The 24549-nt window shown below is 39.5% G+C and carries 17 protein-coding genes and 2 tRNA genes; 7 read left to right on the top strand and 12 right to left on the bottom strand.

Annotated elements, in window-relative coordinates; all coding sequences use genetic code 11:
• Window positions 1–82: 82 nt before the first annotated feature.
• A complete protein-coding gene (locus HJC33_RS06435; protein WP_171657988.1) occupies window positions 83–1615 on the bottom strand; it encodes a GH3 auxin-responsive promoter family protein in 1533 nt (510 codons plus the stop codon).
• A 301-nt stretch (window positions 1616–1916) separates the two neighbouring features.
• On the opposite strand from HJC33_RS06435, the gene HJC33_RS06430 reads away from it, so the two are divergent.
• Window positions 1917–2711: a DUF2797 domain-containing protein gene (locus HJC33_RS06430; protein WP_171657987.1), complete on the top strand. Its 795-nt coding sequence runs from the start codon at window positions 1917–1919 to the stop codon at window positions 2709–2711.
• A 27-nt stretch (window positions 2712–2738) separates the two neighbouring features.
• Window positions 2739–3503 carry a DUF6090 family protein gene (locus HJC33_RS06425; RefSeq protein ID WP_171657986.1) on the top strand — a complete coding sequence of 255 codons (765 nt, stop codon included), beginning with the start codon at window positions 2739–2741 and terminating at the stop codon, window positions 3501–3503.
• A 257-nt stretch (window positions 3504–3760) separates the two neighbouring features.
• Here HJC33_RS06425 and HJC33_RS06420 read toward each other — a convergent pair whose 3' ends face one another.
• The 5 genes from HJC33_RS06420 to sppA form a co-directional block, all read right to left on the bottom strand.
• Window positions 3761–4303 carry a hypothetical protein gene (locus HJC33_RS06420; protein WP_171657985.1) on the bottom strand — a complete coding sequence of 181 codons (543 nt, stop codon included), beginning with the start codon at window positions 4301–4303 and terminating at the stop codon, window positions 3761–3763.
• 63 nt (window positions 4304–4366) lie between these two features.
• The gene (locus HJC33_RS06415; protein WP_171657984.1) at window positions 4367–5188 is read right to left on the bottom strand and encodes a hypothetical protein; all 822 of its coding nucleotides are present in this window, start codon (window positions 5186–5188) and stop codon (window positions 4367–4369) included.
• Between the two features lie 466 nt (window positions 5189–5654).
• Window positions 5655–8333, bottom strand: coding sequence for an AsmA-like C-terminal region-containing protein (locus HJC33_RS06410; protein WP_171657983.1), 2679 nt, complete (start codon window positions 8331–8333; stop codon window positions 5655–5657).
• A gap of 35 nt (window positions 8334–8368) precedes the next feature.
• A complete protein-coding gene (locus tag HJC33_RS06405) occupies window positions 8369–9076 on the bottom strand; it encodes a queuosine precursor transporter (RefSeq protein ID WP_171657982.1) in 708 nt (235 codons plus the stop codon).
• Between the two features lie 4 nt (window positions 9077–9080).
• The gene (sppA, locus tag HJC33_RS06400; protein WP_171657981.1) at window positions 9081–10841 is read right to left on the bottom strand and encodes a signal peptide peptidase SppA; all 1761 of its coding nucleotides are present in this window, start codon (window positions 10839–10841) and stop codon (window positions 9081–9083) included.
• Window positions 10842–10910: 69 nt separating this feature from the next.
• On the opposite strand from sppA, the gene folK reads away from it, so the two are divergent.
• Complete coding sequence (gene folK, locus HJC33_RS06395; protein ID WP_171657980.1) at window positions 10911–12056, top strand: 2-amino-4-hydroxy-6-hydroxymethyldihydropteridine diphosphokinase; 1146 nt, start codon at window positions 10911–10913, stop codon at window positions 12054–12056.
• 104 nt (window positions 12057–12160) lie between these two features.
• On the opposite strand, the gene HJC33_RS06390 is transcribed toward folK, so the two are convergent.
• Window positions 12161–12712 (bottom strand): RNA methyltransferase, encoded by a 552-nt coding sequence (locus HJC33_RS06390; protein ID WP_171657979.1) that lies wholly within the window; start codon window positions 12710–12712, stop codon window positions 12161–12163.
• Between the two features lie 149 nt (window positions 12713–12861).
• Between HJC33_RS06390 and mutS the strand changes: the two genes are divergently transcribed.
• From mutS to HJC33_RS06375, 3 genes are all read left to right on the top strand, one after another.
• A complete protein-coding gene (gene mutS, locus HJC33_RS06385; RefSeq protein ID WP_171657978.1) occupies window positions 12862–15444 on the top strand; it encodes a DNA mismatch repair protein MutS in 2583 nt (860 codons plus the stop codon).
• Between the two features lie 74 nt (window positions 15445–15518).
• Window positions 15519–15591: transfer RNA gene (locus HJC33_RS06380), tRNA-Gly, on the top strand.
• A 36-nt stretch (window positions 15592–15627) separates the two neighbouring features.
• A tRNA-Leu gene (locus HJC33_RS06375) sits at window positions 15628–15712 on the top strand.
• A gap of 135 nt (window positions 15713–15847) precedes the next feature.
• Here HJC33_RS06375 and HJC33_RS06370 read toward each other — a convergent pair.
• Together HJC33_RS06370 and HJC33_RS06365 are read right to left on the bottom strand one after the other, a co-directional pair.
• Window positions 15848–16417, bottom strand: coding sequence for a hypothetical protein (locus HJC33_RS06370; RefSeq protein WP_171657977.1), 570 nt, complete (start codon window positions 16415–16417; stop codon window positions 15848–15850).
• A 133-nt stretch (window positions 16418–16550) separates the two neighbouring features.
• Complete coding sequence (locus tag HJC33_RS06365) at window positions 16551–17606, bottom strand: alpha/beta hydrolase (RefSeq protein ID WP_171657976.1); 1056 nt, start codon at window positions 17604–17606, stop codon at window positions 16551–16553.
• Window positions 17607–17693: 87 nt separating this feature from the next.
• On the opposite strand from HJC33_RS06365, the gene HJC33_RS06360 reads away from it, so the two are divergent.
• A complete protein-coding gene (locus HJC33_RS06360) occupies window positions 17694–18947 on the top strand; it encodes an NRAMP family divalent metal transporter (RefSeq protein ID WP_171657975.1) in 1254 nt (417 codons plus the stop codon).
• Here HJC33_RS06360 and HJC33_RS06355 read toward each other — a convergent pair whose 3' ends face one another.
• From HJC33_RS06355 to HJC33_RS06345, 3 genes are all read right to left on the bottom strand, one after another.
• Complete coding sequence (locus tag HJC33_RS06355; RefSeq protein WP_171657974.1) at window positions 18948–20894, bottom strand: OmpA family protein; 1947 nt, start codon at window positions 20892–20894, stop codon at window positions 18948–18950.
• A 1-nt stretch (window position 20895) separates the two neighbouring features.
• A complete protein-coding gene (locus HJC33_RS06350) occupies window positions 20896–21894 on the bottom strand; it encodes a PorP/SprF family type IX secretion system membrane protein (RefSeq protein WP_171657973.1) in 999 nt (332 codons plus the stop codon).
• Between the two features lie 6 nt (window positions 21895–21900).
• The coding region (locus HJC33_RS06345) for a T9SS type B sorting domain-containing protein (protein WP_171657972.1) at window positions 21901–24549 on the bottom strand (2649 nt) is incomplete at its 5' end.

Here is a 24549-nt window from a genome sequence, read left to right as displayed (position 1 = left end):
TATTTGCCCAAAAGAAAATTTGGTCGATGAACGGCAACAACTTTACGCAAACGTTTTCGTAAAATAAAGGTAAGTGTACTTTTTACACACTGTCAGCATGAGATTTAGCATTCATGATAAGTAACTCTTCAATATAAACCCGTTCGTTGCTAAGTCTTGGAATTTTATGCTGTCCTCCTAATTTATTTTTGGATTTTAGCCAATCGTGAAATAAATTTTTTCGGGCCACATGCACTTTTGGCATACGCAAAGTCATATTATTATAACGCTTTGCTTCATAATCAGAATTCAACGATTTTAGGGCATTGTCCAAAAATTCAGTGAAATAGTTGATGTCCTTGGGTGCCTTACGGAACTCAATGATCCACTCATGCGTTCCTTTTTCAGTACCGTTCATGAAAATAGGAGCCGCAGTATAGTCCATAATTTCAGCATCCGTCTTTAGACATATCTGTTTTAAGGCCTCCTCTGCATTTTCAATGATCAGTTCTTCACCAAAAGCATTGATATGGTGCTTGGTGCGACCCGTAATGCGGATTCTATACGGGTTTTTTGAAGTAAATCGGACGGTATCCCCAATCTTGTATCGCCATAGTCCGGCATTGGTGGTAATGACCATGGCATAGTTCACCCCAGTTTGTACCTCCCAAAGCGGAATGGCCTTTTCCCCCACTCCAAGGGAATCCACCGGAATAAATTCATAGAAAATACCATAATCCAACATCAACAGAAGATCTTCTGAATTGTTCCGATCCTGAATGGCAAAAAATCCCTCCGAAGCATTATACGTTTCGTAGTAGTTGAAGTTTTTTCGGGGCAAAATCTTCTTATACTGATTTTTATAAGGGGTAAAACTCACTCCTCCATGAAAATAGACTTCCAGATTTTCCCAAATTTCAAAAAGGTGGTTTTTACCCGTTTTCTCCAACACTTCATTCAACAACACCAACATCCAAGAAGGTACTCCTGCCAAACTGGTCACATTTTCATGGATACTTTCCTCAATGATCGCCTCTAATTTGGACTCCCACTCCCCCATCAACGAAACTTTGTTGCTTGGGGTACTGCTATATTCGGCCCATAAAGGCATATTATCAATCAAAATAGCGGAAAGGTCGCCGAAAAAAGTACCATTATCTTCGTAAAGCTCCTTACTTCCTCCCAAGCGCAAACTCTTGCCATTGAACAATTGGGAATTTTCATTGTTGTTCAAATAGAGGCAAAGAAAATCCTTGCTGGATTTATAATGGCAATCCTCCAAGGCTTCTGAACTTACCGGAATAAACTTGCTCTTCGCGTTGGTGGTACCACTGCTCTTGGCAAACCATTTTATGGAAGTGGGCCAAAATATATTTTGTTCGCCCCTTCGGGTGCGTTCAATCATGCCAGCAATATCTTCATAACTGACAATGGGCACCCTGTCCGCAAAATCTTCATATTTAGACAAGTCTCCAAAACCATACTGTTTCCCCACCTCGGTATCTCTTGAAAAATCTACCAAATACCGAAGTACCTCATTTTGAACATCCAAAGGATATTTTAGAAAAAGCTCAATTTGATGGTATCTTTTTCTCAGTAACCAAGAAGCAATGGAATTGAATAATGGTATTGGCATTTTGGGTATCTTTAACCAAGAATTTAGTTGGGCGTATCAGCTAAAATAGCTTTTCTCCCAGTCATTATCAAATCACTAAACCACTATTGGATTGAAAATCCATAGGTTTAAAAGAATGAATGAAATTCATTTTGAAGCATATGTCATTCCGACAGAACGAAGTGACGAGGAATCCCATAATTTTGAATTTATAATGAGATTTCTCGCTGCGCTCGAAATGACAACTGCCTTAAGTGTTTATGGAAACTAAAGCAACTACAGTGAAATTGCAGGGTTATAACCTTTAACTAGATAATAAAATATGCTTTACGAAGGAGTGTTACAAAAGATGCAAACCGAAAATGGAAGCCCTATCCAGTACTTTTTGGTCTTTGAGAACGATTTTTTGAACATGAACCAAGCCTTGAACAAGGAAGTACAGATAGATTTCATCAAATTTCAATGCTTGAACTGCGGAAAGGACCTGCCCATATACCGACAAGGGTTCTGCAAATCGTGCTTTTTTGAAACCCCCGCAGCTGGGGATTGGATCATGAAACCGGAATTGAGCACCGCCCATTTGAATCAAGAGGATAGGGATTTGGAGTATGAAAAAAGGGTGCAATTACAACCCCATATTGTTTATTTGGCCAATTCCAGCAATGTAAAAGTGGGGGTTACCCGAAAGACACAGGTGCCTACACGTTGGATTGATCAAGGGGCCCACGAAGCCATTGAAATTGTGGAAGTCCCCAATCGGTATTTGGCGGGAATCACCGAAGTGGCCCTAAAAGAACATGTGAGTGACAAAACCAGTTGGCAAAAAATGTTGACCAACCGCATTGAAGATGTCAATTTGGTGGAATGGCGCAGCAAACTCAAATCCAGCATTCCCGAAGAAGTGTCCAGTTATTTTCTGGACTCCAATGGGGAGACGCATTTGGAGTTTCCGGTATTGCAATATCCTGAGAAAGTGAAAAGTCTTAATTTGGATAAAACTCCCAGCTACAAAGGTGTGTTGAAAGGTATTAAAGGGCAATACCTCATTTTTGAGGACAACACCGTATTCAATGTCCGCGCCAATGAAGGCTATTATGTGGGCATCAACATCAATTAGCTTCTTGTTCCTTGTTAAGCATTTAACATGATCAAATTCTTCCGAAAAATCCGAAAACAGCTGCTGTCCGAAAAAAAGTTCGGGAATTACCTGTTGTATGCCGTTGGGGAAATTGTTTTGGTGGTTATTGGGATATTGATCGCCCTCGCCATTGACAATAGCAACGATAACCGCATCAAGCGGGAAAAAGAACAGGTGTATTTGACCGGGTTGCAGCAAGAGTTTAACATCAGCAAGCACAAATTACAGGAATTGATCAAGGTGAACCGAGAGAGCTACGAAAGTGCCAAACGCATTGTAGGTTTTATGGATGCAACGACCCAACCTTCTGAAAAAGAACTGTCCCAGTTGTTCGGGCGTGCTTTCTCCTTTGATATATTTTTTAATCCCAACAATTCTTTGCTCAACGAAATGATCAATTCTGGAAGTTTAAAGGATATTTCCAATGATCTGTTGCGGATTCGACTTACCAATTGGATTGCCACTATTGATGATATTGCAAAACAGGAGAAAATGTTGGATAATCAACGTACTAATGTCATCGATTTGTTCACTCAGCAAGGCTATAGTATCCGAACCGTATTGGATACTATGGGTACCTCAGCCGATTTAGGGATTCCTGTGGCCGAAAATCCCGATAGCAACTTGACTATTCTGGACTCCAAAAGCTTTGAAAACAATTTGCTGTTGTTCATTATTACCAGCCAAGCCACCGAAACCGAACATTACACGCCATTACTACAGCAATTGGACGCTATTTTAGAGCTTTTGGAGGGGGAAATAAAGGGATGAAAAACAAAAATATAAGCTCAATAAAACTCTTTTAAAGAGTGAACCTAACAGTTTTGTGTTTGATGCATTATCTTCCTGACTTTTAAATTTTGATTTTTCAAGTAGTTCAACTACAATGATTTATTAGTCTCACGAACTAAAAATACTTTTTTGTGGTTTTTTGCCTTGATTGCTATCGTCATATAAATATAATTTCAAATTAAGATTAAGCATTATTACTAATAAATGTTTTAATGTATTTGTAAGGCTATATTATTTCATATGAATAATCCAATTACTAAACCTATAACTCCAATTAGAATCATTAAAATTCCCAATTCTATTTTACGGTCATGATAATTAAGCCAATTTCTAGAGTCTGGTTCGGCAACAATAAGATTAGTTGAGTTTTTAGATTTTTTAGAGCTCCTATATTCTAAATTTGCCCGTCCAAATTCTATCCAAAATAAATTGAAGTCAAATTCTTCCGGTTTAACTTTAACTAAATATTCAATTGCAGATTCAACTCTTTTCCGTTGGTTCATATGCAGTGTAGTGTGCTCTACCAATCCCCAAAAAATAGGTATATATCCAATAATTGTTAATATACCAAAAATCATAAACCATTGAGGGGAATTGGAGACAGCATCCTTTAATAATGGGATTTGATTCTTAAGAAAGAGAGCTATGAGAACTGTAGATATAGTTCCTCCAAAAGAATAGAAGAATTTAACCGCTACATTATGAGGATGTGAAAAATGATGATTTCGGTCATCTATCAATATCTTTACTAATTCTATTCTTGTTGGCCTTTCAGACATGTTTTCTGTATTACCAAAAACCGTTATTACTTATACACAAAGAAATGATAGTAGTTCCTACTTTTATATTTCAAAGTCATCATCTAAATCATCAGTAAGCTGTGCAAAATGTAATTCCTCATCATTTATTTTATTTCCATACTTATAATCAGCAATTACTTCCTCCATTGCCACTGTATATGCTCTCATCATTGGTTTAAACTCTTTATCCATAAATAAAAATGGTTTTTTAATTTTAGAAAGACCAATTAATGGTGTAATACCTTCTTCTGTGATGACCTTATATCCAGTAGATTGCTGTTTGCTTATTTTTAACCCTAGTGATGCTTCAGCCAAATCAATCACAGGAACTTCTGCATCTGCTTCAAGTTTAATTGAAAAATCAGAAGAAGTCGAGACTAAAATCAAAGCCCTTTTTGTTAGAACTCTATCAGTGACAACAACAAATTCTTTTCTCCATCTTTCCTTCGATTTTTTATGTATTTTCAAAAGTTCTTGACCTAATTGATATTTATTTTCTATCAATTCAAACACGCATTCAGCTCCATTAAAAAAGACAGCATTTTCCTTAGAAAATTTTATTTCTATAGAGGCATTTCCTTCAATGCCATTTACTGTTGCATCTGCCTTTGAACCAAGTTCAAATTGAACGCCTTTCTTTGAAGTAAAGGTTTTTTCATCCTGAGTATCGTCTTTTCTAATTTTGAGGCCAAAGTTTTTTAGTTCTTCAAATTCCGAAATATTTCCTAATTGTGTAAAAATATTTCCTTTCATAACACCATAATCCCCAAGTTGAACTGGAAAACCAGGTTCCCACACTCCATAAAGGATTCTTTGGTTTCTTTTGACTGTGTTTGCGTATACTTTTGCGATTGATTTTGACACTTTTTTAGTTTTTATGATTAATCTGATTCTTGGATTCCGGACTGCTAACTGGTTATATACTCAAATTTTCTCATCATACATCACTTATTTCAACGACTATGTGAACTTTTACGTTTTTATTGAATATATTTTCGGGGGAGCTATCTAACTATCCTTTGTCAATTATTGAAGGAATAAGACCACATAAATATAAAGATATTTTCTTTTGCCCTAACAGTAAAAAAGTCAGTGTTAACATTAAAATAACGGTAGGTCGAGCGCAGTCGAGACCTTTAAGATCTTTCGACTGAGCTCGAGGTGACATTGTTAGACCTATATATAACTAAGTCAACATAGCAGCGCGCACTCTAAGTAACATTTTTAGACCTCTCGACTGCGCTCGAGGTGACATAATACGTTTCTACTGTATTTCAACTTGGCTGTGCAACAATGCTCGTGGTGACAGTTTTGTATTGTTGGCAAACCGCTAGTTCACCGTATCTTTTTTCTTTTTGCCCAATAGGCCACCTAAAATGTTTTTAGCCGTGTTCTTTACCGGGTCTTCTTTGGTCTCGGTAGTATCCTCTTCGGTTTTGTTGCCACCCAATAAACTTCCCAAAGCTTCTTTTACCCCGCCAGAGCTGGTTTCGGTAGAATCGCCGTCTTGTTTGAACACATCGGCAATTAAATCTTTGGCTTTATCCTTTCCTTGGTTCACCAATTTTTGCTTCTGTATTTCCCCCAGTTGGTTGGTGAGTTTGGTCACCCCAGAGGTTAAATCCGTATTCACCGTTGGGCTAGTATAGCTACCACCAATATTGGCTGTTACTGGGATGGTCAAATCCTGTAGGCTGGGGTCGTCCATTTTGGCAATAAGGTTATTGACCTCACTCCCGAGATATTTGGCAGGCACATCCAAAGTGGCCTTGTACTGCATTTGGCTGTCAAACGTATGGTTCCCATCCACACTAATATCGATATCCTTATATTTTAGGGAGAAGGGCTTTACCTGTACCGAGCCATTGTCAAAACTTAGTGCGGTCTTCAAATTGCTCAAATCCAGCTCTTCCGTTTTCAAAAAATGCAATTTGCTATCCAAAGCGGAAAGCATGGGTGCTTTTTCCACATCCACTTTAGTGGACAACAGTTCTGCCAGCAAATCGCCAGAAAGTGTTGTCAAACTTGGGGTCAAATCATCCTTGAGGTTTCCAGAAATTTTAATATCCGAATTCAACTTTCCTTGCAGCGCACTCGCCAATGGCGCCAATACCTTAAACAATTCCAAAGAGGCAAAAGATTCCGTGATATTGAAATCGGCTATGCCCAAATCCATATCAAAAGTGGAGGTTTCACCTTTGGTGGACACCTCTCCGGCAACGCCCAACGTTCCACCGAACAAATCTGAGGTCAAGTTTTGCAAGGTGGCTGTTTCATCTTTGATGATCAATGTTCCCTTGACATTTTTCAAATTCAAATTGTCATAGAGCACCGTGTTCGCCGAAGCCGCAATGGTACAATCCAAAAATGATGGAATCTTGATGCGTTCTTCCGTATCGGTCGGGGTGTCAGCTTCAGAGGTTTCTTCTGGGGTTTCCTCCACCATAAAGTCGTTCAAAGCAAAAGTGTTCGAAGCCAAGGTGAAATTCCCTTCCACATTTTCATCATTAAAGAGAAATCCGAGCAGATTGTCCAAAGTTCCCGAAGCTTTAAAATCCGTACCCCCGGTTTTTCCTTCAAAAGCATCCAAACTTACGGTATTGGGGGTAAAACTTACGGCAGCCGCATTGATCGCAACCGGATTTTTCATCTCGTCAGAATCGTACTCAAAACCCGTAAGCTCTGCTGTTCCTTCGGTCTTTGTGTTCTGATATTGCTTGTTTTCCAAAGATGCCATATCAAAACGGGTGGTGACATCGGCATTTAAAATACCTTTGAGGTTATACTCTTCTGGAACCGGGTAGGCTTGCGAAATGTTGGCCAAATTGATTTTGCCATCCATGTGGGCATTCACCTTGGTATTGCCCATTAAATCCCTGATCTGTGAATTCAGGTTGAATTTGTCTTGATCTATGGTAAAGGACAATCTTTTGATGTCCACATAAGTATCTTCGGTAATGCCCGTTGTATTGTTGATTTCGGTATCGATATGCACATTTTGAACGGATTTGGGCAAATCTGGATACTTGAAAGAAGCATTTTCAGAGTTTATCTTAATGTTGAACTTGGGGATATGTTCTTCGTCCACAATTCCCTTAAATTCCCCATTCACTTCAAAATTTCCTGTGGTCTGCACCGTTTCAATGTTCTTGGAATATTCCTCCGGAATCACAGCCAAAAAGTTTTTAAAATCTGAAGAAGGGGTCTTAAAAGTGATATCCACCTCCTGATTTTCTTCATTTACCTTCACAAAACCATCAAAGACCAAATCCAATTGGTTGACCAACGCTTTGTTCTCCAAAAACGAATATTTGCCCTCAACTAAATCTATCCCGATAAGGGCATCCAAAAACAGTTTGTTGTTGTTGAGATATTTGGTGCTGTCCATCTCAAAAGTGACCAAAGCATCGGTGAGGGTCTTCAATTCTGATTTTTCCAAAGACAAATCTCCCGTACCGGAATGGTTCATTTCAGTTAGGGCCAATCGCATACCGCTGGACCGATCATCATAGATGATTTCCGTATCGGTTATGGCGTAGGAATTTAAAGCCAGTGTAAAATTACTGGAGGATTCTTCCTCAGTTTCTAATGTGCCACCCTCCTCTTCTATGGCGATATCGTAATTGGCATTCCCATCTTCATCCGTCAAAATATGCAGCTTGGCAGCATCAATATTGAGACTTTTTATACCGATGGGATCCTCGGCAGATTTGAAGAGTTCAGAAATGCCCATTTTTAAAGCAATATGTCCGGAAGCAAACAGCGTATCCCCTTCAAAAGGGGCTTTGTTCACCAAGGAAACATTCTCGAGTTCCACGTAGGCATTGGGAAAACTTTTAATCAGGCTAAGGCTGGCGTCTTCAAAATCCAGCGTAGCATTGATACTGTTATTGACCTTATTTTTGATGATTTCTGCAATCTTGCCTTCCAAGAACATCGGTAAAGCAATGATAAGAGCAACGAGAACAAGCAGGACTATTCCCGTAATTTTCAGGAGTTTTTTGTTCATAATTTGGGATTTTAAGGCAAATTAATCAGAAGGAATCAATCCAAGGAAATTTCCTCCCCTAATTTTAGGTTAAATCTTTTTCGCAATAGATATACGAAAAAATAGAGCAAAGGGGTGTCGAACAGGGCAATCATTATTTTGAAAAGGAACCCACTAAGGACCAATCCGTAGAATTTATCCCAGGGCAATACCCCAAATAGGCACAATAAGGCCACCACGGTGAAGGTGTCTATAAACTGGGAAGAGAAAGTGGAAAAATTATTCCTGAGCCACAACATTTTACCTTTGGTCAATCGTTTCCAAAAGTGGTAAATGGAAATATCAATATACTGCGCCAAAAGATAGGCCAGCATGGAAGCCAATACACCCAATGGCGACAACCCAAAAACCTTGGTGAAGGTTTCATCACCAACCGGTGATGAATCTATGGCGGGCACACCGTTGGCAATAAAAATAATGAGCATGGAGAAAAAGGAGGCAAAAATACCCGTGGTCACCACCTGATTGGCCTTCTTCTTTCCATAGATTTCTGATATCAAATCAGTGATCAAAAAGGTAAGTGGATAGGGCAAAATTCCAACGGAGAGCTCAAAAAGTGGAGCTCCAAAAACCGTGATATCCCCAAAGGGCTGCCAATAAAAAAACTTTTGAAAGATAAGATTGGATACCACCAAAGAGGTGATAAAAAGCCCCCCGAGGTACAAATAGATGGAAAACGCTACTTTCTTATCTTTTGGCGCCATCCTCTTATTTAATGTTCAAACTAAATGGCATTTTGGCCTGGATTCCTTTTTGTTGTGTGAGTTGTTTCAATTCTTTCAGTAGCTGGAAAGCTTCTGTACCCAACTCTTCCTGAATCATTTTTCCTCCAATTTTGGCCTTGGCACCGTTCATGTTCTCCATAAACTGCTCAAAATTCGATTTGTACTTTGGGTATTTTCGGATGCCGTAAGCACCTAATTCCGCTAGTTCAGCCGCAGCATCAATGGCATCATCCAAACTTCCAAGTTCATCCACCAGGCCATTTTCCACCGCATCCAAACCACTCCAGACCCTGCCCTGGGCCAATGAATCTACTTGGGCAATGCTCATGCCTCTTCCTTGGGATACCCGTTCCAAAAAGGTTTGATAGGTATCCTCGATACCTTCTTGAACGGTATTTCGGAATGCATCACTCATAGGCTCAAATACGGAATAATCCACGGATTTTTTGTTGGTGCCTACCTGCTCAGCGTTAATTCCGATATCACCGGCCAATTCACTGATATTGGGAATGGTGCCAAAAACTCCAATAGACCCCGTGATGGTGGTAGGTTCAGCAAAAATCTTATCCCCACCTACGCCAATATAGTATCCTCCAGAAGCGGCGATGTTGCCAAAAGAGACCACCACAGGTTTTTGTTTTTTGGCCAATTCCACTTCTCTCCAAATAATATCGGACACCAAGGCGCTTCCGCCCGGAGAATCAATTCGCAGGACAATGGCTTTAACAAGCTCACTTTCCACTGCTTTTTGAAGGGCCCTAACCACCAATCCCTGACCAATGTAATCTTTACCTCCCTCTCCATAATAAATCTCTCCTTGGGCATAAACCACCGCAATCTTGTCCTTACCTGTTCGCAATCGTTTCTTCTCGACTTTTTGAGCATACTCATCAAAATCCACATAATTCAATTCCTTTTCTTCGGATATACCCATTTTTTCTCTGAGCAAGGTCTCATATTCATCAAAATGAAGCACGCCATCAATCAAACCAGAAGCTACTGCATAATTTGGGGTTCTTCCTCCCAAGGTATCTGCAATAGCATTCAAGTTGGCCGAACTTATTTGTCTAGACTCGCCAATATCATCAATAATATTACCCCAAAGGGAATTGATCAATTCCTGAATCTGGGAACGGTTCTCCTCGCTCATGGTGTTGGATAAAAAGGGTTCAACTGCACTTTTATACTTTCCATGACGCACCACTTCCATTTTGACCCCTATTTTTTCCTGCAGATCTTTTAGGTAAAGTACTTCGGCAGAAAGTCCTTTAAAGTCCATAGCTCCCACTGGATTCAAATACAGTTTATCCGCAATACTTGCTAAATAATAATCTTTTTGGGTGTAAAAATCGGAATGGGCATAAATAAACTTCCCCTCCGATTTAAAATCCATCAAGGCATTTCTAATTTCCTGTGTTTGTGCCATTCCAGCTTGCAAAAAACCAGTGGTCAGACTAATTCCTTCAATGTTTGTATCGTTCTTGGCCATTTTAATGGCATGTATTATTTCATCCAACCCGATTTCATCGTCCCAAAGTCCCGCAAAAGGGTCAGTTTCGTCCTTGCCCGTATAATCTCTAATGGGTTCTACAAAACTCAATTCCAAAATGGAGTTCTTTTGAACGACTATTCCATCATCAGCCTGACTCATCAAGGCCGCAAATATGAAAAACATTCCCATGAGCAATCCGAATGCAATCAAGCATCCCAAAATTGCGGCCAATAGATTTCTCAAAAACTTCATCCACATAAATTTTATTCGGCACCAAAGATAACCATTGTTATATTGTTTTACTTACTTTGCCCATTCAGTATGGCACTAAAACAAACCGCATATCTTTCTTTAGGCAGTAATTTGGGAAATAGGCATATCTATTTGCAGAAAGCTGTCTTTCAGTTGCAAAAAGTTGCCGGAGAAATCAAGGCAATTTCTTCCGTTTATGAAACTCCTGCGATGGGTTTTGAAGGAGATGATTTTTTGAATGCATGTGTTGCCGTGGAAACCGAATTGCCCCCAGCAGAATTGCTCCAAACGATTTTACAGATTGAGCAGGATTTTGGTCGTGAAAGATGGGCCACTGGCGAGTATAGATCTAGAACATTGGATGTTGATATTATATTTTATGCCAATGAAACTATCAATACCGATGATTTGGTGGTGCCTCACCCTCATATGCAAAACCGTAATTTTGTATTGAAACCTTTGGCCGATATTGCTCCGCAATATTATCACCCCGTCCTTAATAAAGATGTTCGTAACCTATTGCAACAATGCAAGGACAGGGGAAAATTGAAAAAAACGAAATACAAGCTTTTTAAAACCCGATTGGAGCTCTTTTCCAAATTGCAATTCATTGCTATTGAAGGTAATATTGGTGCTGGGAAAAGTACCTTATGTAAAATGATCGCGAACGATTTTAATGCAAAACTCATTTTGGAACGTTTTGCGGACAATCCTTTTCTTCCCAAATTTTATAAGGACCAGGCACGATATTCATTTCCTTTGGAAATGTCCTTTTTAGCGGACCGTTACCAACAGTTTACGGATGACACTTCACAGTTTGATCTCTTCAAGAATTTTATGGTCAGCGATTACGACATTTTCAAGTCGTTGATTTTTGCCAAAATCACATTGCAAGCTGATGAATTTGAGCTTTATAGAAAAGTGTTCAACTTCATGTACAAAGAGGTTAAAAAGCCAGAAATCTATCTATATCTCTATCAAAATACGGAGCGACTCTTACAAAACATCAAAAAGAGAGGAAGGGAATATGAGCAAGATATTAGTCCGGACTATCTGGAGAAAATCAACAGAGGGTATATGGATTTTATGAAAAGCCACCCTAATCAAAATAGCATGATTTTGGATTTGAGCGATATGGACTTTGTCAATAATCCAAAAGACTATGATACAATTTTAGAAAAGCTCGAGGACAGGCTACTTTTGTCAATTTTTTAAGAGAATTTTCTGAAAATGTTTGCATATAACGAATGGTTTTATTTTATTAGACCTCTCTAATTAAGAGACTAACTAACTCAAACTATATATCTGGCCCTGATTTTTCAGGGCTTTTTATTTTGTATATGGTTTATTTTTGACCAGACATCCCAGACCACAACTCCAGCACTTACCGAAATATTTAAGGAATGTTTGGTACCAAATTGGGGAATTTCCAAAACCTCATCACAAGCCGTGACCACCTCTTGCAATACTCCCTTGACTTCGTTGCCAAATACCAAGGCTAATGTTTGATTTTCCGAAACTTTAAAATCGTTGAGCATTGTTGCCTCCTCAGCTTGCTCCACCGCAATGGTTCGTATTCCAGATTTTTTGAGTTCATTGATCAAATCCAAGGTGCTCTCCCTATATGCCCAATCGACACTTTCGGTAGCCCCCAAAGCGGTTTTCCGGATATCCTTGTGGGGTGGAGTCGCCGTAATCCCACAAAGAAAAATTTTTTGGATCAAAAATGCATCCGCAGTGCGAAAGACCGAGCCAATATTGTTGAGACTACGGATATTGTCCAGCACCAAAATGATCGGGGATTTTTCAGTTTTCTTGAATGAAGCCACATCCAAGCGCTCCAATTCGCTGTTTTCTAGCTTACGTTTCATATTTTTTCAACCATTGTCACCAAAATATCAACAAAAATTTTTGAAGTTTCTGGAAAGAGGTATTTTCGTCTCAACCTCATTTTTGACAAAAATAAAGGAATCCCATCGCTTTGGCCGCCAATAAAAAAATAAAGAAGGTAACCCCATTGATGCAGCAGTACAATGCTATCAAGACCAAACATCCTGATGCGCTGTTATTGTTCCGTGTTGGGGACTTTTACGAAACCTTTGGAGAGGATGCCATTAAGGCAGCTAAAATTCTGGGCATCATCCTAACCCACAGAAACAATGGTGGTGACAAAACTGAACTGGCCGGATTTCCACACCATTCGCTGAACACTTATTTGCCAAAATTGGTAAAAGCAGGACAGCGAGTAGCCATTTGTGACCAATTGGAGGATCCCAAAATGACCAAAAGCATTGTAAAACGTGGGGTAACGGAACTGGTCACGCCCGGGGTTGCCCTCAATGATGATATTTTGTCCTCTAAAAGCAATAATTTTTTATGTGCGCTTCATTTTGGCAGGAACAAACTTGGAATTTCTTTTCTGGATATTTCAACTGGGGAATTTTTGACTGCTGAAGGTTCTGTGGAACAAATGGACAAGCTGTTACAGAATTTTTCACCTAATGAAGTTTTGGTTTCCAAAAACCACAAAAAGGAATTTACTGAACTTTTTGGAACACATTTCCATAGTTTTTTTCTGGAAGATTGGATTTTTCAGGAGGACTATGCCTTAGAAAGTCTCACCAACCATTTTAAGACCAAAACCCTAAAGGGTTTTGGCATAGAGCATTTGAGCCATGGGATTATTGCCTCTGGCGCAGTAATGCACTACCTGTCCGAAACACAGCATAGTCGTTTACAGCACATCAACAAGATTCAACGTATTGCGGAGGAAGAATATGTGTGGATGGATCGATTTACCATTCGAAATCTGGAACTCTACCATTCCACCAACCTCAATGCGGTTACTTTGCTTGACATTATCGACAAAACTTTGTCGCCTATGGGCGGTAGGCTTTTAAAACGATGGTTGGCCCTACCCTTAAAAGACATTGAAAAAATACAGCAACGGCATCAGGTTGTTTCACATTTAAAAACCGAAGAGGAACAGCTTGATAAGATGCAACATTGGATCAAACAGATGGGCGATCTGGAACGACTTATTTCCAAATTGGCCACGGGTAAGATCAATCCGAAGGAGGTGGTCCAGCTCAAAAATTCGTTGGAGGCCATTGTCCCCATCAAAATACTGGCTCAGGAAAGTTCCAATACATCGCTTCAAAATATTGGAGAACAATTGGATGGTTGCGATGTGCTGCGTTCCAAAATCAAGGAAGTACTCAACGAAGAGGCTCCCATCAACATTGCCAAAGGCAATACTATAGCCGAGGGGTATTCCAAAGAGTTGGACGAGCTCCGAAACTTGGCTTTTTCCAGCAAAGACTATCTGGATAAAATGTTGGAACGGGAAACGGAAGCCACGGGGATCACCTCTCTAAAAATCGCGTCCAACAATGTTTTTGGGTATTATATTGAAGTACGGAACACCCATAAGGACAAAGTTCCGGAAGATTGGATCCGCAAACAGACCTTGGTAAATGCAGAACGCTACATTACCGAGGAACTCAAAGAATACGAAGCCAAAATCCTTGGGGCCGAGGAACGCATCTACTCCTTGGAGCAGCAATTGTTCGAGCAGCTTTTAATGTGGATGCAGGAATACATTGCCCCAGTACAGCAAAATGCCCACTTGATCGCGCAATTGGATTGTCTTTGTGGATTTGCGCAATTGGCCAAAGAAAACAATTACGTGGAACCCACGGTCAACAAATCCACCGACCTCAACATTAAGGACGGAAGGCACCCTGTTATTGAAAAGCAGTTGCCCTTGGGCGAAAGCTACGTGACCAACGATGTACTTCTGAACAGGGATGACCAACAGATCATTATGATCACGGGACCCAATATGAGTGGTAAATCGGCCATTTTACGACAAACTGCCCTTATTGTGCTGTTGGCACAGATGGGAAGCTTTGTACCTGCTTCGGAAGCCACTATTGGTATGGTGGATAAGATTTTCACCCGTGTGGGCGCCAGCGATAACATTTCCATGGGCGAATCCACTTTTATGGTGGAAATGAACGAAACAGCCTCTATCCTCAACAATTTATCTGAGCGTAGTTTAGTGCTTTTGGATGAAATTGGCAGGGGAACAAGCACTTATGATGGAATTTCCATTGCTTGGGCGATATCAGAATATCTACATGAACATCCTTCGCATGCCAAAACGCTTTTTGCCACACACTACCATGAACTCAACGAAATGACCAACACTTTTGCCCGAATCAAAAACTACAATGTTTCGGTAAAGGAGTTGAAAGACAATGTACTTTTCCTTCGGAAATTGGTGCCCGGTGGTAGCGAGCATAGCTTTGGAATCCATGTGGCAAAAATGGCCGGAATGCCCCAACAAGTCATTCAAAAGGCCAACAAAATCCTGAAAAAATTGGAAAAAAGCCATTCCAGTGAAGAAATGGCAGATACTTTGCAAACCGCTCAAAACGAAATGCAGTTGAGTTTCTTCAACTTAGATGACCCATTGCTTGAAGAAATCAAAGAGGAAATTTTACATTTGGACATTGATACACTTACCCCTGTGGAGGCCTTGATGAAATTAAATGAAATCAAAAGACTGCTGAGCAAGAAAAAGAAAGCTTCTTCTTAAAAAATTCTTTCTTATTTACAGAAATGTTTTAAATTTGCATCCGCACTTAAAAAAAGTGTTTTGTTCTTTAAAATGCGAAAATAGCTCAGTTGGTAGAGCATCACCTTGCCAAGGTGGAGGTCGCGGGTTCGAATCCCGTTTTTCGCTCAAACGCTGCTTGCAGCGTTTTTTTATTTAAGTCCTGCTCGAGTGGTGGAATTGGTAGACACGCCGGACTTAAAATCCTGTGGGCATTTTGCCCGTGCGGGTTCAAGTCCCGCCTCGAGTACTTTTAAACCCTGTAAACATAATGTTTATGGGGTTTTTTTATTTTATTTTCCTTGCAACTTTTGAAAATCCTAAGAATTCTTGATTCTGATTCTTCTCCGGGAGGGCATAGATAGCCTGACAGGTATTGTACTCGTTATTTTTTATTTTTCAACGGAAATGTAATTCCAACCGCAAATGCTCCAGCAAACTGTTCAACTGATGGCTGAAAATAATAAGCTAATCCCAAATCAACATTATTATTTTTTCCTAATTCAAGTCCTATTGAGAATGGAATATGGTAAATAATTCCACTTTTGTCTATGTTATCAAATACTGTAAATGTTTCAAATCTCCCAATTGAAGTTCCAATTCCAATTTCTACATAAGGTGCGACCCAAGGAATTGGCGCTCTAACTCTTGCTTTTCCTCCAAGCAAGAAGGCTTTTGTTTCCGCTTTTTCATTAGTAGGATTACCATTGAGGTCTTCTCCATTTGAACTCGTCAAGATAAAGCCTGCATATGGTCTGAATTCAATCCACGATTTTACTTTGAGAACTAATTCTCCTTGTGCAAAAAATCCATCGTCTGCAACTTCATCAACGCTATTGTATGGCACGCTTAATCCATATCCAATTTGAGCATTTATTGATTTTTCTTTAATGAATTGTGCTTCAACAAAATTTGAAGTCAAAACGGTTATTAATATTATCAGAGTTTTTTTCATAATGTGTTACAGTTTTAGGGAAGGCTACATTTTTATATCTCCTTTTTTACCGTTGTAAAAACAATTCTATGATGCACGTTGTGAAGTTGGGAAAGTCATCTAGTGACCAAAATTCTTAGCATTTTTTAACAAACTACATGGCAATGGCTTCTTCTATCTGAATTGGAATCGAATCCAACGTTTTCATTTCTTTCAAACTCAAAATTTCCTCCAAAAAACTTTCTGTTTCACTCCGTACAGATTCCAAATCTTTAGAAGTAATATAGGAGGTCATCACATGATCGCCAGCATCTGGAAAGGCCACTTTTCGTTTCTCTTCCTTGGGGGTTCCCAAATTATCAAACATCTCCAACATGGCCGGCACCGATACTACTTGATCTTGAATGGAGTCATTTTTATAAAAATAGCCTAAAAAAACGGGCTGTTCTACTTTATTGAAAGTTTCAGGAAGCATGGTATTATCCACCAAGGCTTGAAGGTGCGTCAATGCCTCCACCCTATATTTTGTGGTCCAGTATTTTTGTTTTTCCTCATTGGCCTCCTCAAATTCGTGATAATCACTCTTCTTCACGGCCTTGGCCAATTGAAGTCCCCATGGGCCTGCAAGTAATTTTGCATTTTTATCATAAATTTCAATATTGGGAGAGTACAACAGTAGTGCAGCAATATCCGTATCTCCTCCCGCCAAGTGCAATGCTAAAGTGCCTCCCGTTGACGTCGCCATTACAATCACCTTATCACCCAATTCTTTCGCGATGGCAATTGCTTCTTTTGCTGAGGCCAAAACTTTATCGGCCGTTAACTCCAACATTGCCTCTTTTTCATCCAATCCATGACCTGCCAATCTTGGCAAGTAAAGGTTGCAACCATATTTTTTGGCAACATCTATATGTAGCGGGTGCCCTTCCATTTGACTAGCCGACCATCCATGCAAATAAACAATACTGTATGCTGTTTTTGTTGGGATACTATCAAACCAAATAATACGTGCCTCATTATTGGGTTTAATATTGCTTACAGCACTTTCTTTGGACTTCACCCATTGGTCTAATTCTTTCAAATTTGAACTAACCTCCGGTAACTTTTTATCAAGATTTGGCTTTTCTACTTTAGGCCCTAAGAAATAGACAAGTGCCATAAGGACAACCAGTACAAATAGGCCTTTAAATATTTTGATTAGAAATTTCATATAGGTTTGTCTGTTAATTATCCCGTAAGTGATTTTTAAGGAGTGCTATAAATATACTATTTTAGGCAACGTACTTCTTAACTATCAATGACAAAACTAACTACCCTTCTAAAAGTACTCGGCCCTGGGCTATTGTTTGCCAGCATGGCCATAGGCACCTCCCATTTGGTATTATCCACAAAAGCGGGTGCCCAATATGGTTGGGTAATGGTTATCCCCATTCTATTGGCCAATATTTTCAAATATCCTTTTTTTGAGTTTGGTGTGCGCTATACTACGGTCACCGAAAAGAGTTTAGTGCAAGGGTATCTGAATTTGGGCAAAAAATACCTATGGGTGTATGCCTTTGTCACCTTAATCTCCACCTTTACCATTTTGGCTGCACTCTATGTAGTCACTGCAGGACTTTTTATGAACCTTTTCAATATTTCAGGTATTGATATAAGTATGGTGGCACTTGTTCTTTTTGCATTCATCAGCCTATTGCTCATTGTTGGAAAATATCGGTTTCTGGAAGACTCCTTAAAGGCTGTGATAACCATCCTGTTTATCGCTCTATTAATTACTACAGTTATGGTGATAGAAAAAGGTAGCGTGCCCCGTTCCACTACTTTTCAAAAACCAGAAATTTTTAATGAAGTTGGTATACTTTTCTTGATTGGATTAATGGGATGGATGCCAACTGCAGTTGAAGCCTCAGGATGGGTGAGTATGTGGAGCATTGAAAACTTCAAGACCATGAAAAACAAACCTTCCCTTAAACTGGCGTTACAGGAATTCAATTTAGGTTATATTTTAACTGCACTTTTGGCAGTTTTCTTTATGGTTATTGGATGTATGACCTTATATGGTACAGGTACAGAATTAAGTGGCAGTGCTGTAGTTTTTGCTGATCAGCTGGTATCTCTTTTTACAGCCCACATAGGCAACTGGGCCTATTTCTTGATAGCTGTTGCTGCTTTTGCCACTATGTTCAGTACATGTATGACGGCCCATGATGCTATATCACGTGTAAGTATTGATGTACTTCAAAAGCTTTTTCCAAAAAAGAAAGCTTTCAAGAGTAAAAATACTTTTACCATCACGGTTTTGTTCATGGCTGTAGTAAACTGGATTATGATTGACCAATTCAGTGCCAATATGGCCAATCTTGTGGCCTTGGCCACATTTGTTTCCTTTGTCTTGGCTCCGTTGTTGGGCTGGATGAATCTAAAAACTGTAGTTGGAAAAGATATGCCTACAGAATTCCAACCTAAAATTGGATTAAGAATCCTCACGTATTCGGGAATTGTATTTCTCTCCCTTTTTGCACTTTATTATTGTTGGATGCTATTGTTGTAATTAATCAAAAAGTATATTGTCATTTAGCACAACAATCAATGATCGTTGATTCTGTTGATGCAACATTTCCAGACAGAATACTCCATTGGTACAATTGTTCAGAATTTTATCCTCTCCATATCCAATTGAGTATAAGATATTTGTATTCGGAACACCTCGCTCCAACAGATAAGCTTTTATAGCATCCGATCTACTTTGGGTTAATCTAAAATTGGTACTGCTACCTCCCCTACTATCGGTATACGTTTCTATTCGCAATTGCGCTACCGGAAACTGTTCTACAAAAGTGACTGCTTTGTCCAATTCCTTTTTAATCTCGTCAGTCAGCGTTGTTTGCGATTTTCCAAAGACAAATTTTTTCATTTTCACAACCATCTGACCTTCTTTCTCCTCTACCAAATCATCGTATAAAAAAAGTTCAACGTTATTTGCGGAATTTTCCAAAGTGTTTAGTTCTTCTTCAGTATAGCTTTTGTTATAAGTAGAATATCGTTCCTTTGAAGATTCTAAAACCACCTCATTTTCCCAAGGGACTTCCAATCTATAATTTCCCGCATCATCAGAATAAGTTTCCGCCAATAGAGTTCCATCTTTCTTCCGTAATCTAACAGCAGCTTTTGCTATTACTTTGGAATCGCCGTAAGGTTTTAATACCTTCCCTTTGAATGTCAAGGTCTTCAGACCTGGCTTTTCATCGACTTTAAAACCATACAGGTCATCCTTTCCCTTTCCCCCTGGGCGATTGGAGGCAAAATAGCCCAAAAGTCCATCACCTTCATTCCTTATAATCAAACCAAAATCATCTTCCATAGAATTTATTCCCTCTCCTAAATTTATCGGAATACTGAAAGATTCCCCTTCTACATTGGACTTATAAATATCCATCCCGCCCAATCCATAAAACGCATCCGACGAAAAATAGAAACTGTCTTCAAAAATGAATGGTGCTATTTCATTACCCGGAGAATTGATTCGAGGTCCCAAATTAATTGGAGCTGACATGATCTGGCCATTATTGGTGTAGACATAATAGATGTCTGTTCCACCATAACCATCATCAAAATTGGCAGAAAAATAGAGTTTACCACTTTTTTCATCATAGAAGGGATAGTAAAACGAGGTACTTAAATCCTTTAGTAACAAACGAAACGGACCATCAAAAATTTGCATGCCAATAGCCAAAGCATTTTTTCCGTTAGCATCAAAAGCCAACTCACCTCCAGAAGTGTTGGAGAGCACATATAATATACTGTTCAATCCTGAAGAAAAATAAGGTGTTGCTTTATGATATTTTGAATTTGGAACGCCAGTAAAGTTCAACACATCTGATATTTGACCATCGGGTTGCAAATCAGCTTCATAAATGCTAAGGTAACCTTCTCCTGCAGGCTCGTATCTATTCTTTTTACTGTGCGACCTGCCACTAGAGAATAACAGTTTTTCTTTGTAGAATGAAGGTGAAAAATCAGATTGCGGACTATTATTCTCTAAATTAAAAACCTGAAAATCAAGACTTGCTTGGCCAACGCTATTTTGTAGAATCTGATTATTGAATTCAACATTCTCCAAAAACTCTTTTGTAAATTTTTTGGACAACGAATCTATAACAGCATTCTTGTTTTCAACATTAGATGTTTTTGATAGGCTTTGCAACATTTTATTAAAATGATGGTTGCCCATCTTGAATCCCTTTTCATATAACTCCAAATATACTTCTGAAGCTTTCTCGAAGTTATTCGTCTTAAAATAGGAGTCTGCTAAGTTTAAAAATTGTTGCTCTGTTAAAGTTGCTTCACGCAATTCGGATTCGTATGCAGTTACGGCTTGTTGGTATTGATATTGAAAAAAATAGTTGTCTCCTTTTGACTTTTTCCCTTGTGCAAAGCAAAAAACCATTCCCAAAAGGAACGTAAAGAAGATGAAGATCAATTTTTTTGTTGCATTCATTTTAGAAAAATCTTGGGGAATCTATTTGTTTTGGTTTTCCTTTTAAATTTTTATTCTTATTACTCTTATTCCTGTTGCCACTTGAACCAAAACCACCGCGACCAATATAAAATTTTAAAATAGCTTCATGGGAACCACCACTATACTCACCTAACCCATTGGTGTTATAATCGTAGGAATATCCCAAAAACAAGGCATTGGACACTTGAAATCCAGCCAAAGCACTTACAGCATTATCAAATCGATAGGAAGCTCCTACGGTCAGAGCATCAATAAATTGAAAATTGGCAGATAGGTTCACATTAGCTGGAGCGCCCGACAGGTAATTGATCAACAATGCAGGTTTAAACTTTGTCCTATCTGCAATTTGAAACACATACCCTCCTATTAAGTTAAACTGCATGCTATCTTCCACAATGGTAGCCACTTCATCATTGTACAATCCATTGGTTAAAAAGTTGGGTACTGAAAGTCCCAGATACCAATCCTCATCTCCATACAAAAAGAGACCTGCTCCTACCGTTGGGTAAAAGTTACTGAGATTTTCTTCAGTAATGGTTGGTTCTCCAGGATTTTGAAGAAAGCCTTCAGAGTAATCCAAACTCAACATAGAACCACCTGCTGAAAGGCCAAAAGACAACTTAGTATCTTCAGAAAGGTTGATTTGATAGGAGTAAGAAACGTCTATATAGGTTTGATTGGAAGGGCCCAATTCGTCGTTCACAATGTTTAAACCCAAACCAGTCTTATCATCAGCAAAAGGAACATTCGCACCAAATCTAATGGTAGTCGGCGCACCAGGAACATCTATCCATTGTGCCCTATACAATCCAGCTGCCTCGGGAGTTTCCACCGTGCCCACATAAGCGGGATTAAAACTACCAATATTGTACATGTATTGCGTGTATTGTGGTTCTTTCTGTGCATTGGAGATTCCAAGACCCACCAAGAACAACAACAGCACTAATCGATATGTTTTTAAACCAATATTTTCTGGCATTTTAGTTTATCTAATAATTTGAATCCATCCTTTCACCACATCATCACTATTATCCGTTGTGTCTAGATCCAAGATATAATAATAAGTCCCTTTGGGGAGGTCACCACTGTTTCCTGTCCCTTCCCAAGAACTGTTATAATTATCCATTTCAAATACGCTATTCCCGTAGCGGTCAAAAACTTCCAATCTATTGCTGGAAAATTGTTCATGCCCCACTAAAATTAACCTATCATTAATACCATCTCCATTCGGTGAAAATATATTACAAATAGTTCCTGGGTCTTCGCATTGACTACGATTGACCGTAATAGTAACCGTAGCTGAATTATTATCTATTATTGTGGCATCCGAAGGTAGTGATGAAACCAATGTTGCTGTATTTTGAAATGTTCCCGTTGTATTTACATTGACCGTAATGACCAAAGTTTCTATTTGGGGCATATTTGGGTCATCCACAATCCATTCGTCAATGGACCATTCCCCAGTAAGCTGATTATAGGTGCCTATAGACGCTTCATGTGAAACATATAAGAAAGCTTCATCCAATATATCGGATACAACAATATCCAATACTCTAACCCTATCCACATTTTCCAAAGTGATAGTAAAGGTTATTTCATCTGCCAACAGTGGTTGTTCTTCATTTACCTCTTTGGTAATGGCCAAATCTATATCCTCCGGATTACAATCAGGTGTTAGGAAAGGATCGCAAGGATCTAATGGATTGGATTCCCCTTCAGGAATTTCAGTGGTGGTAGAGTCATCAACTCCCGAAAATTCTTCATTATCCGTTAAACCATCATCATCAGTATCAGGGTTATTAGGATCAGTTCCTAAAGTATTCTCTTCTCCATCCGTAAGACCATCCCCATCCGTATCCACAATACAATCGCTTACCGTTATGGTAACCTGAACAGCACTATCCGTACATGGGGCAACGGCACCTGAGGTTGTATATTCAAATACATAATTACCATCAGGCAAACCTTCAAAATCTACATTATTTTCCGCTCCGATAACAAGGCTTCCATTAGATGGATCGGTTACCACAGCCCACGTCCCTGGGTCTTGTCCAGACAATGTAGTATCCAAGTCAATTACCGACGGCCCTCCATTACCTGAGGTACTACATGCCACAGTATTGGTCGGTGTCCCTGCAGAGGGCACATCATTTACAGTAGCAACAACTTCTATCCGACCTGAACTACATCCATTGCCTTCTGCCTCTACATAAAAGGAGGTTGTTGTTGTAATTGATGGGGTTTCAAAACTACTTCCAGAACCCAAAATGGTCCCGCCTGTAGGATTCGCGTACCAATTTAGTGTACTACCATCGCTTACAGAAGCTGTTAAGGTTACCGTTCCCTCCCCACACCGAAAATCTCCCGCAGTACTGTCTACCGTTGGCGTAGCATTTCGAACGAGTGTAACCGTTAGTGTTGGGCTAGCACAATTATTGGCAGTATCATAAAAGAAGCCAAAATAAGCTCCAGGAGCATTCACCAAACTATTTCTATGCGCATCAGTTTGAAGTGGATCTGGATTGGTACTCCAAGTCAGCACACTTCCTGTTGGTGCAGTACTGGTTACATAATCATCCAAATCGGCTAGAACAGCATCACAAAACTCCGTTGGTTCTGAAGTATCCAGCACAGGTGCCGTATTTCCAGCATCACAAGGTACAGAACAATCCTGAACGGTTACCGTCAAATCCACACTTTGGTCAACACAAGGTAAATTTGCTGTATTGGTAGTATAGGTAAAAGTGTAATCTCCTTCAGGTTGCCCATTAAAATTAATAATATTGTTTGCATTGATGGTAATGGATGCCCCGCCTGGACTACTTGTGAGCAACCAAGTTCCTGCATCCTCACCCGTAATCTGATCATCCAGATCAACTACAGTGCCTCCATCGCCAGAGTTGCTACATGTTGCAATGTTTGTAGTAGTTCCAGCGGAAGGAGTGGTATTCTGCTCTATGGTCACCTCCAAAGTTGAACTCGCACAACCATTTAAGGCATCATAGAAAAACCCATAATAAGTTCCTGATGTAGTGACGGTACTTGTTAATAAGTAATCTTCTGTACTATTAGTATTCGAATTGGTACTCCATTGTAAAGCCGAACCCGCAGGAGGCAAACTGTTGGTATAATCATTCAAGTTTTGCGTAAAGCCATCACAAAAAGCAACGATTGAACCATCCACAAAAGTTGGCGCTGTATTTCCTGCCGCACAGGTATCGTCATTATTTATAGTAACCGTAGCAGTATCTGTAATATTCACTGGTAAAGAGGTTCCTGCCAAATTATTCATTGTAACTGTCAATGTTTCATTCCCCTCGATAATAGCATCAGCAGTTGGTATGACTGAAAATATTTCTGTTTCTCCAGCTGTCCCATCAAAATTAAGAGTTTGAGTCAGACTAGTGTAATCGTTGTCTGTCAAAGTAGCGGAACCATTATTTGTGGAAACCTGTACCGTAAATCCACCGTTCACTGTGTTGTTTAAAATAGCTGAAAGTTGGATAGCTCCATCGTCTTCATTACCACTAGCGTTAGCTATTGTTACCGAGGCTGTATCGTCGTTGTTGATCGTATAGGTCGTAGAGGCCTGACCGCCAAGGGTCACATCGCCAGTGGCACTGCCCAGGGTCAG

The organism is Flagellimonas amphidinii, from assembly GCF_013090115.1.
GTDB classification, from domain to species: domain Bacteria; phylum Bacteroidota; class Bacteroidia; order Flavobacteriales; family Flavobacteriaceae; genus Flagellimonas; species Flagellimonas amphidinii.
This window is presented reverse-complemented; position numbering and strand designations above follow the sequence as displayed.

Coding starts and splice junctions, on each gene's coding strand:
- HJC33_RS06425 (WP_171657986.1), top strand. CDS start 2,739: ATGATCAAATTCTTCCGAAAAATCCGAAAACAGCTGCTGTCCGAAAAA.
- HJC33_RS06360 (WP_171657975.1), top strand. CDS start 17,694: ATGACAAAACTAACTACCCTTCTAAAAGTACTCGGCCCTGGGCTATTG.
- HJC33_RS06405 (WP_171657982.1), bottom strand. CDS start 9,076: ATGGCGCCAAAAGATAAGAAAGTAGCGTTTTCCATCTATTTGTACCTC.
- HJC33_RS06420 (WP_171657985.1), bottom strand. CDS start 4,303: ATGTCTGAAAGGCCAACAAGAATAGAATTAGTAAAGATATTGATAGAT.
- HJC33_RS06355 (WP_171657974.1), bottom strand. CDS start 20,894: ATGAATGCAACAAAAAAATTGATCTTCATCTTCTTTACGTTCCTTTTG.
- HJC33_RS06390 (WP_171657979.1), bottom strand. CDS start 12,712: ATGAAACGTAAGCTAGAAAACAGCGAATTGGAGCGCTTGGATGTGGCT.
- HJC33_RS06430 (WP_171657987.1), top strand. CDS start 1,917: ATGCTTTACGAAGGAGTGTTACAAAAGATGCAAACCGAAAATGGAAGC.
- HJC33_RS06435 (WP_171657988.1), bottom strand. CDS start 1,615: ATGCCAATACCATTATTCAATTCCATTGCTTCTTGGTTACTGAGAAAA.
- HJC33_RS06410 (WP_171657983.1), bottom strand. CDS start 8,333: ATGAACAAAAAACTCCTGAAAATTACGGGAATAGTCCTGCTTGTTCTC.
- HJC33_RS06350 (WP_171657973.1), bottom strand. CDS start 21,894: ATGCCAGAAAATATTGGTTTAAAAACATATCGATTAGTGCTGTTGTTG.
- sppA (WP_171657981.1), bottom strand. CDS start 10,841: ATGAAGTTTTTGAGAAATCTATTGGCCGCAATTTTGGGATGCTTGATT.
- HJC33_RS06370 (WP_171657977.1), bottom strand. CDS start 16,417: ATGAAAAAAACTCTGATAATATTAATAACCGTTTTGACTTCAAATTTT.
- HJC33_RS06365 (WP_171657976.1), bottom strand. CDS start 17,606: ATGAAATTTCTAATCAAAATATTTAAAGGCCTATTTGTACTGGTTGTC.
- folK (WP_171657980.1), top strand. CDS start 10,911: ATGGCACTAAAACAAACCGCATATCTTTCTTTAGGCAGTAATTTGGGA.
- mutS (WP_171657978.1), top strand. CDS start 12,862: ATGCAGCAGTACAATGCTATCAAGACCAAACATCCTGATGCGCTGTTA.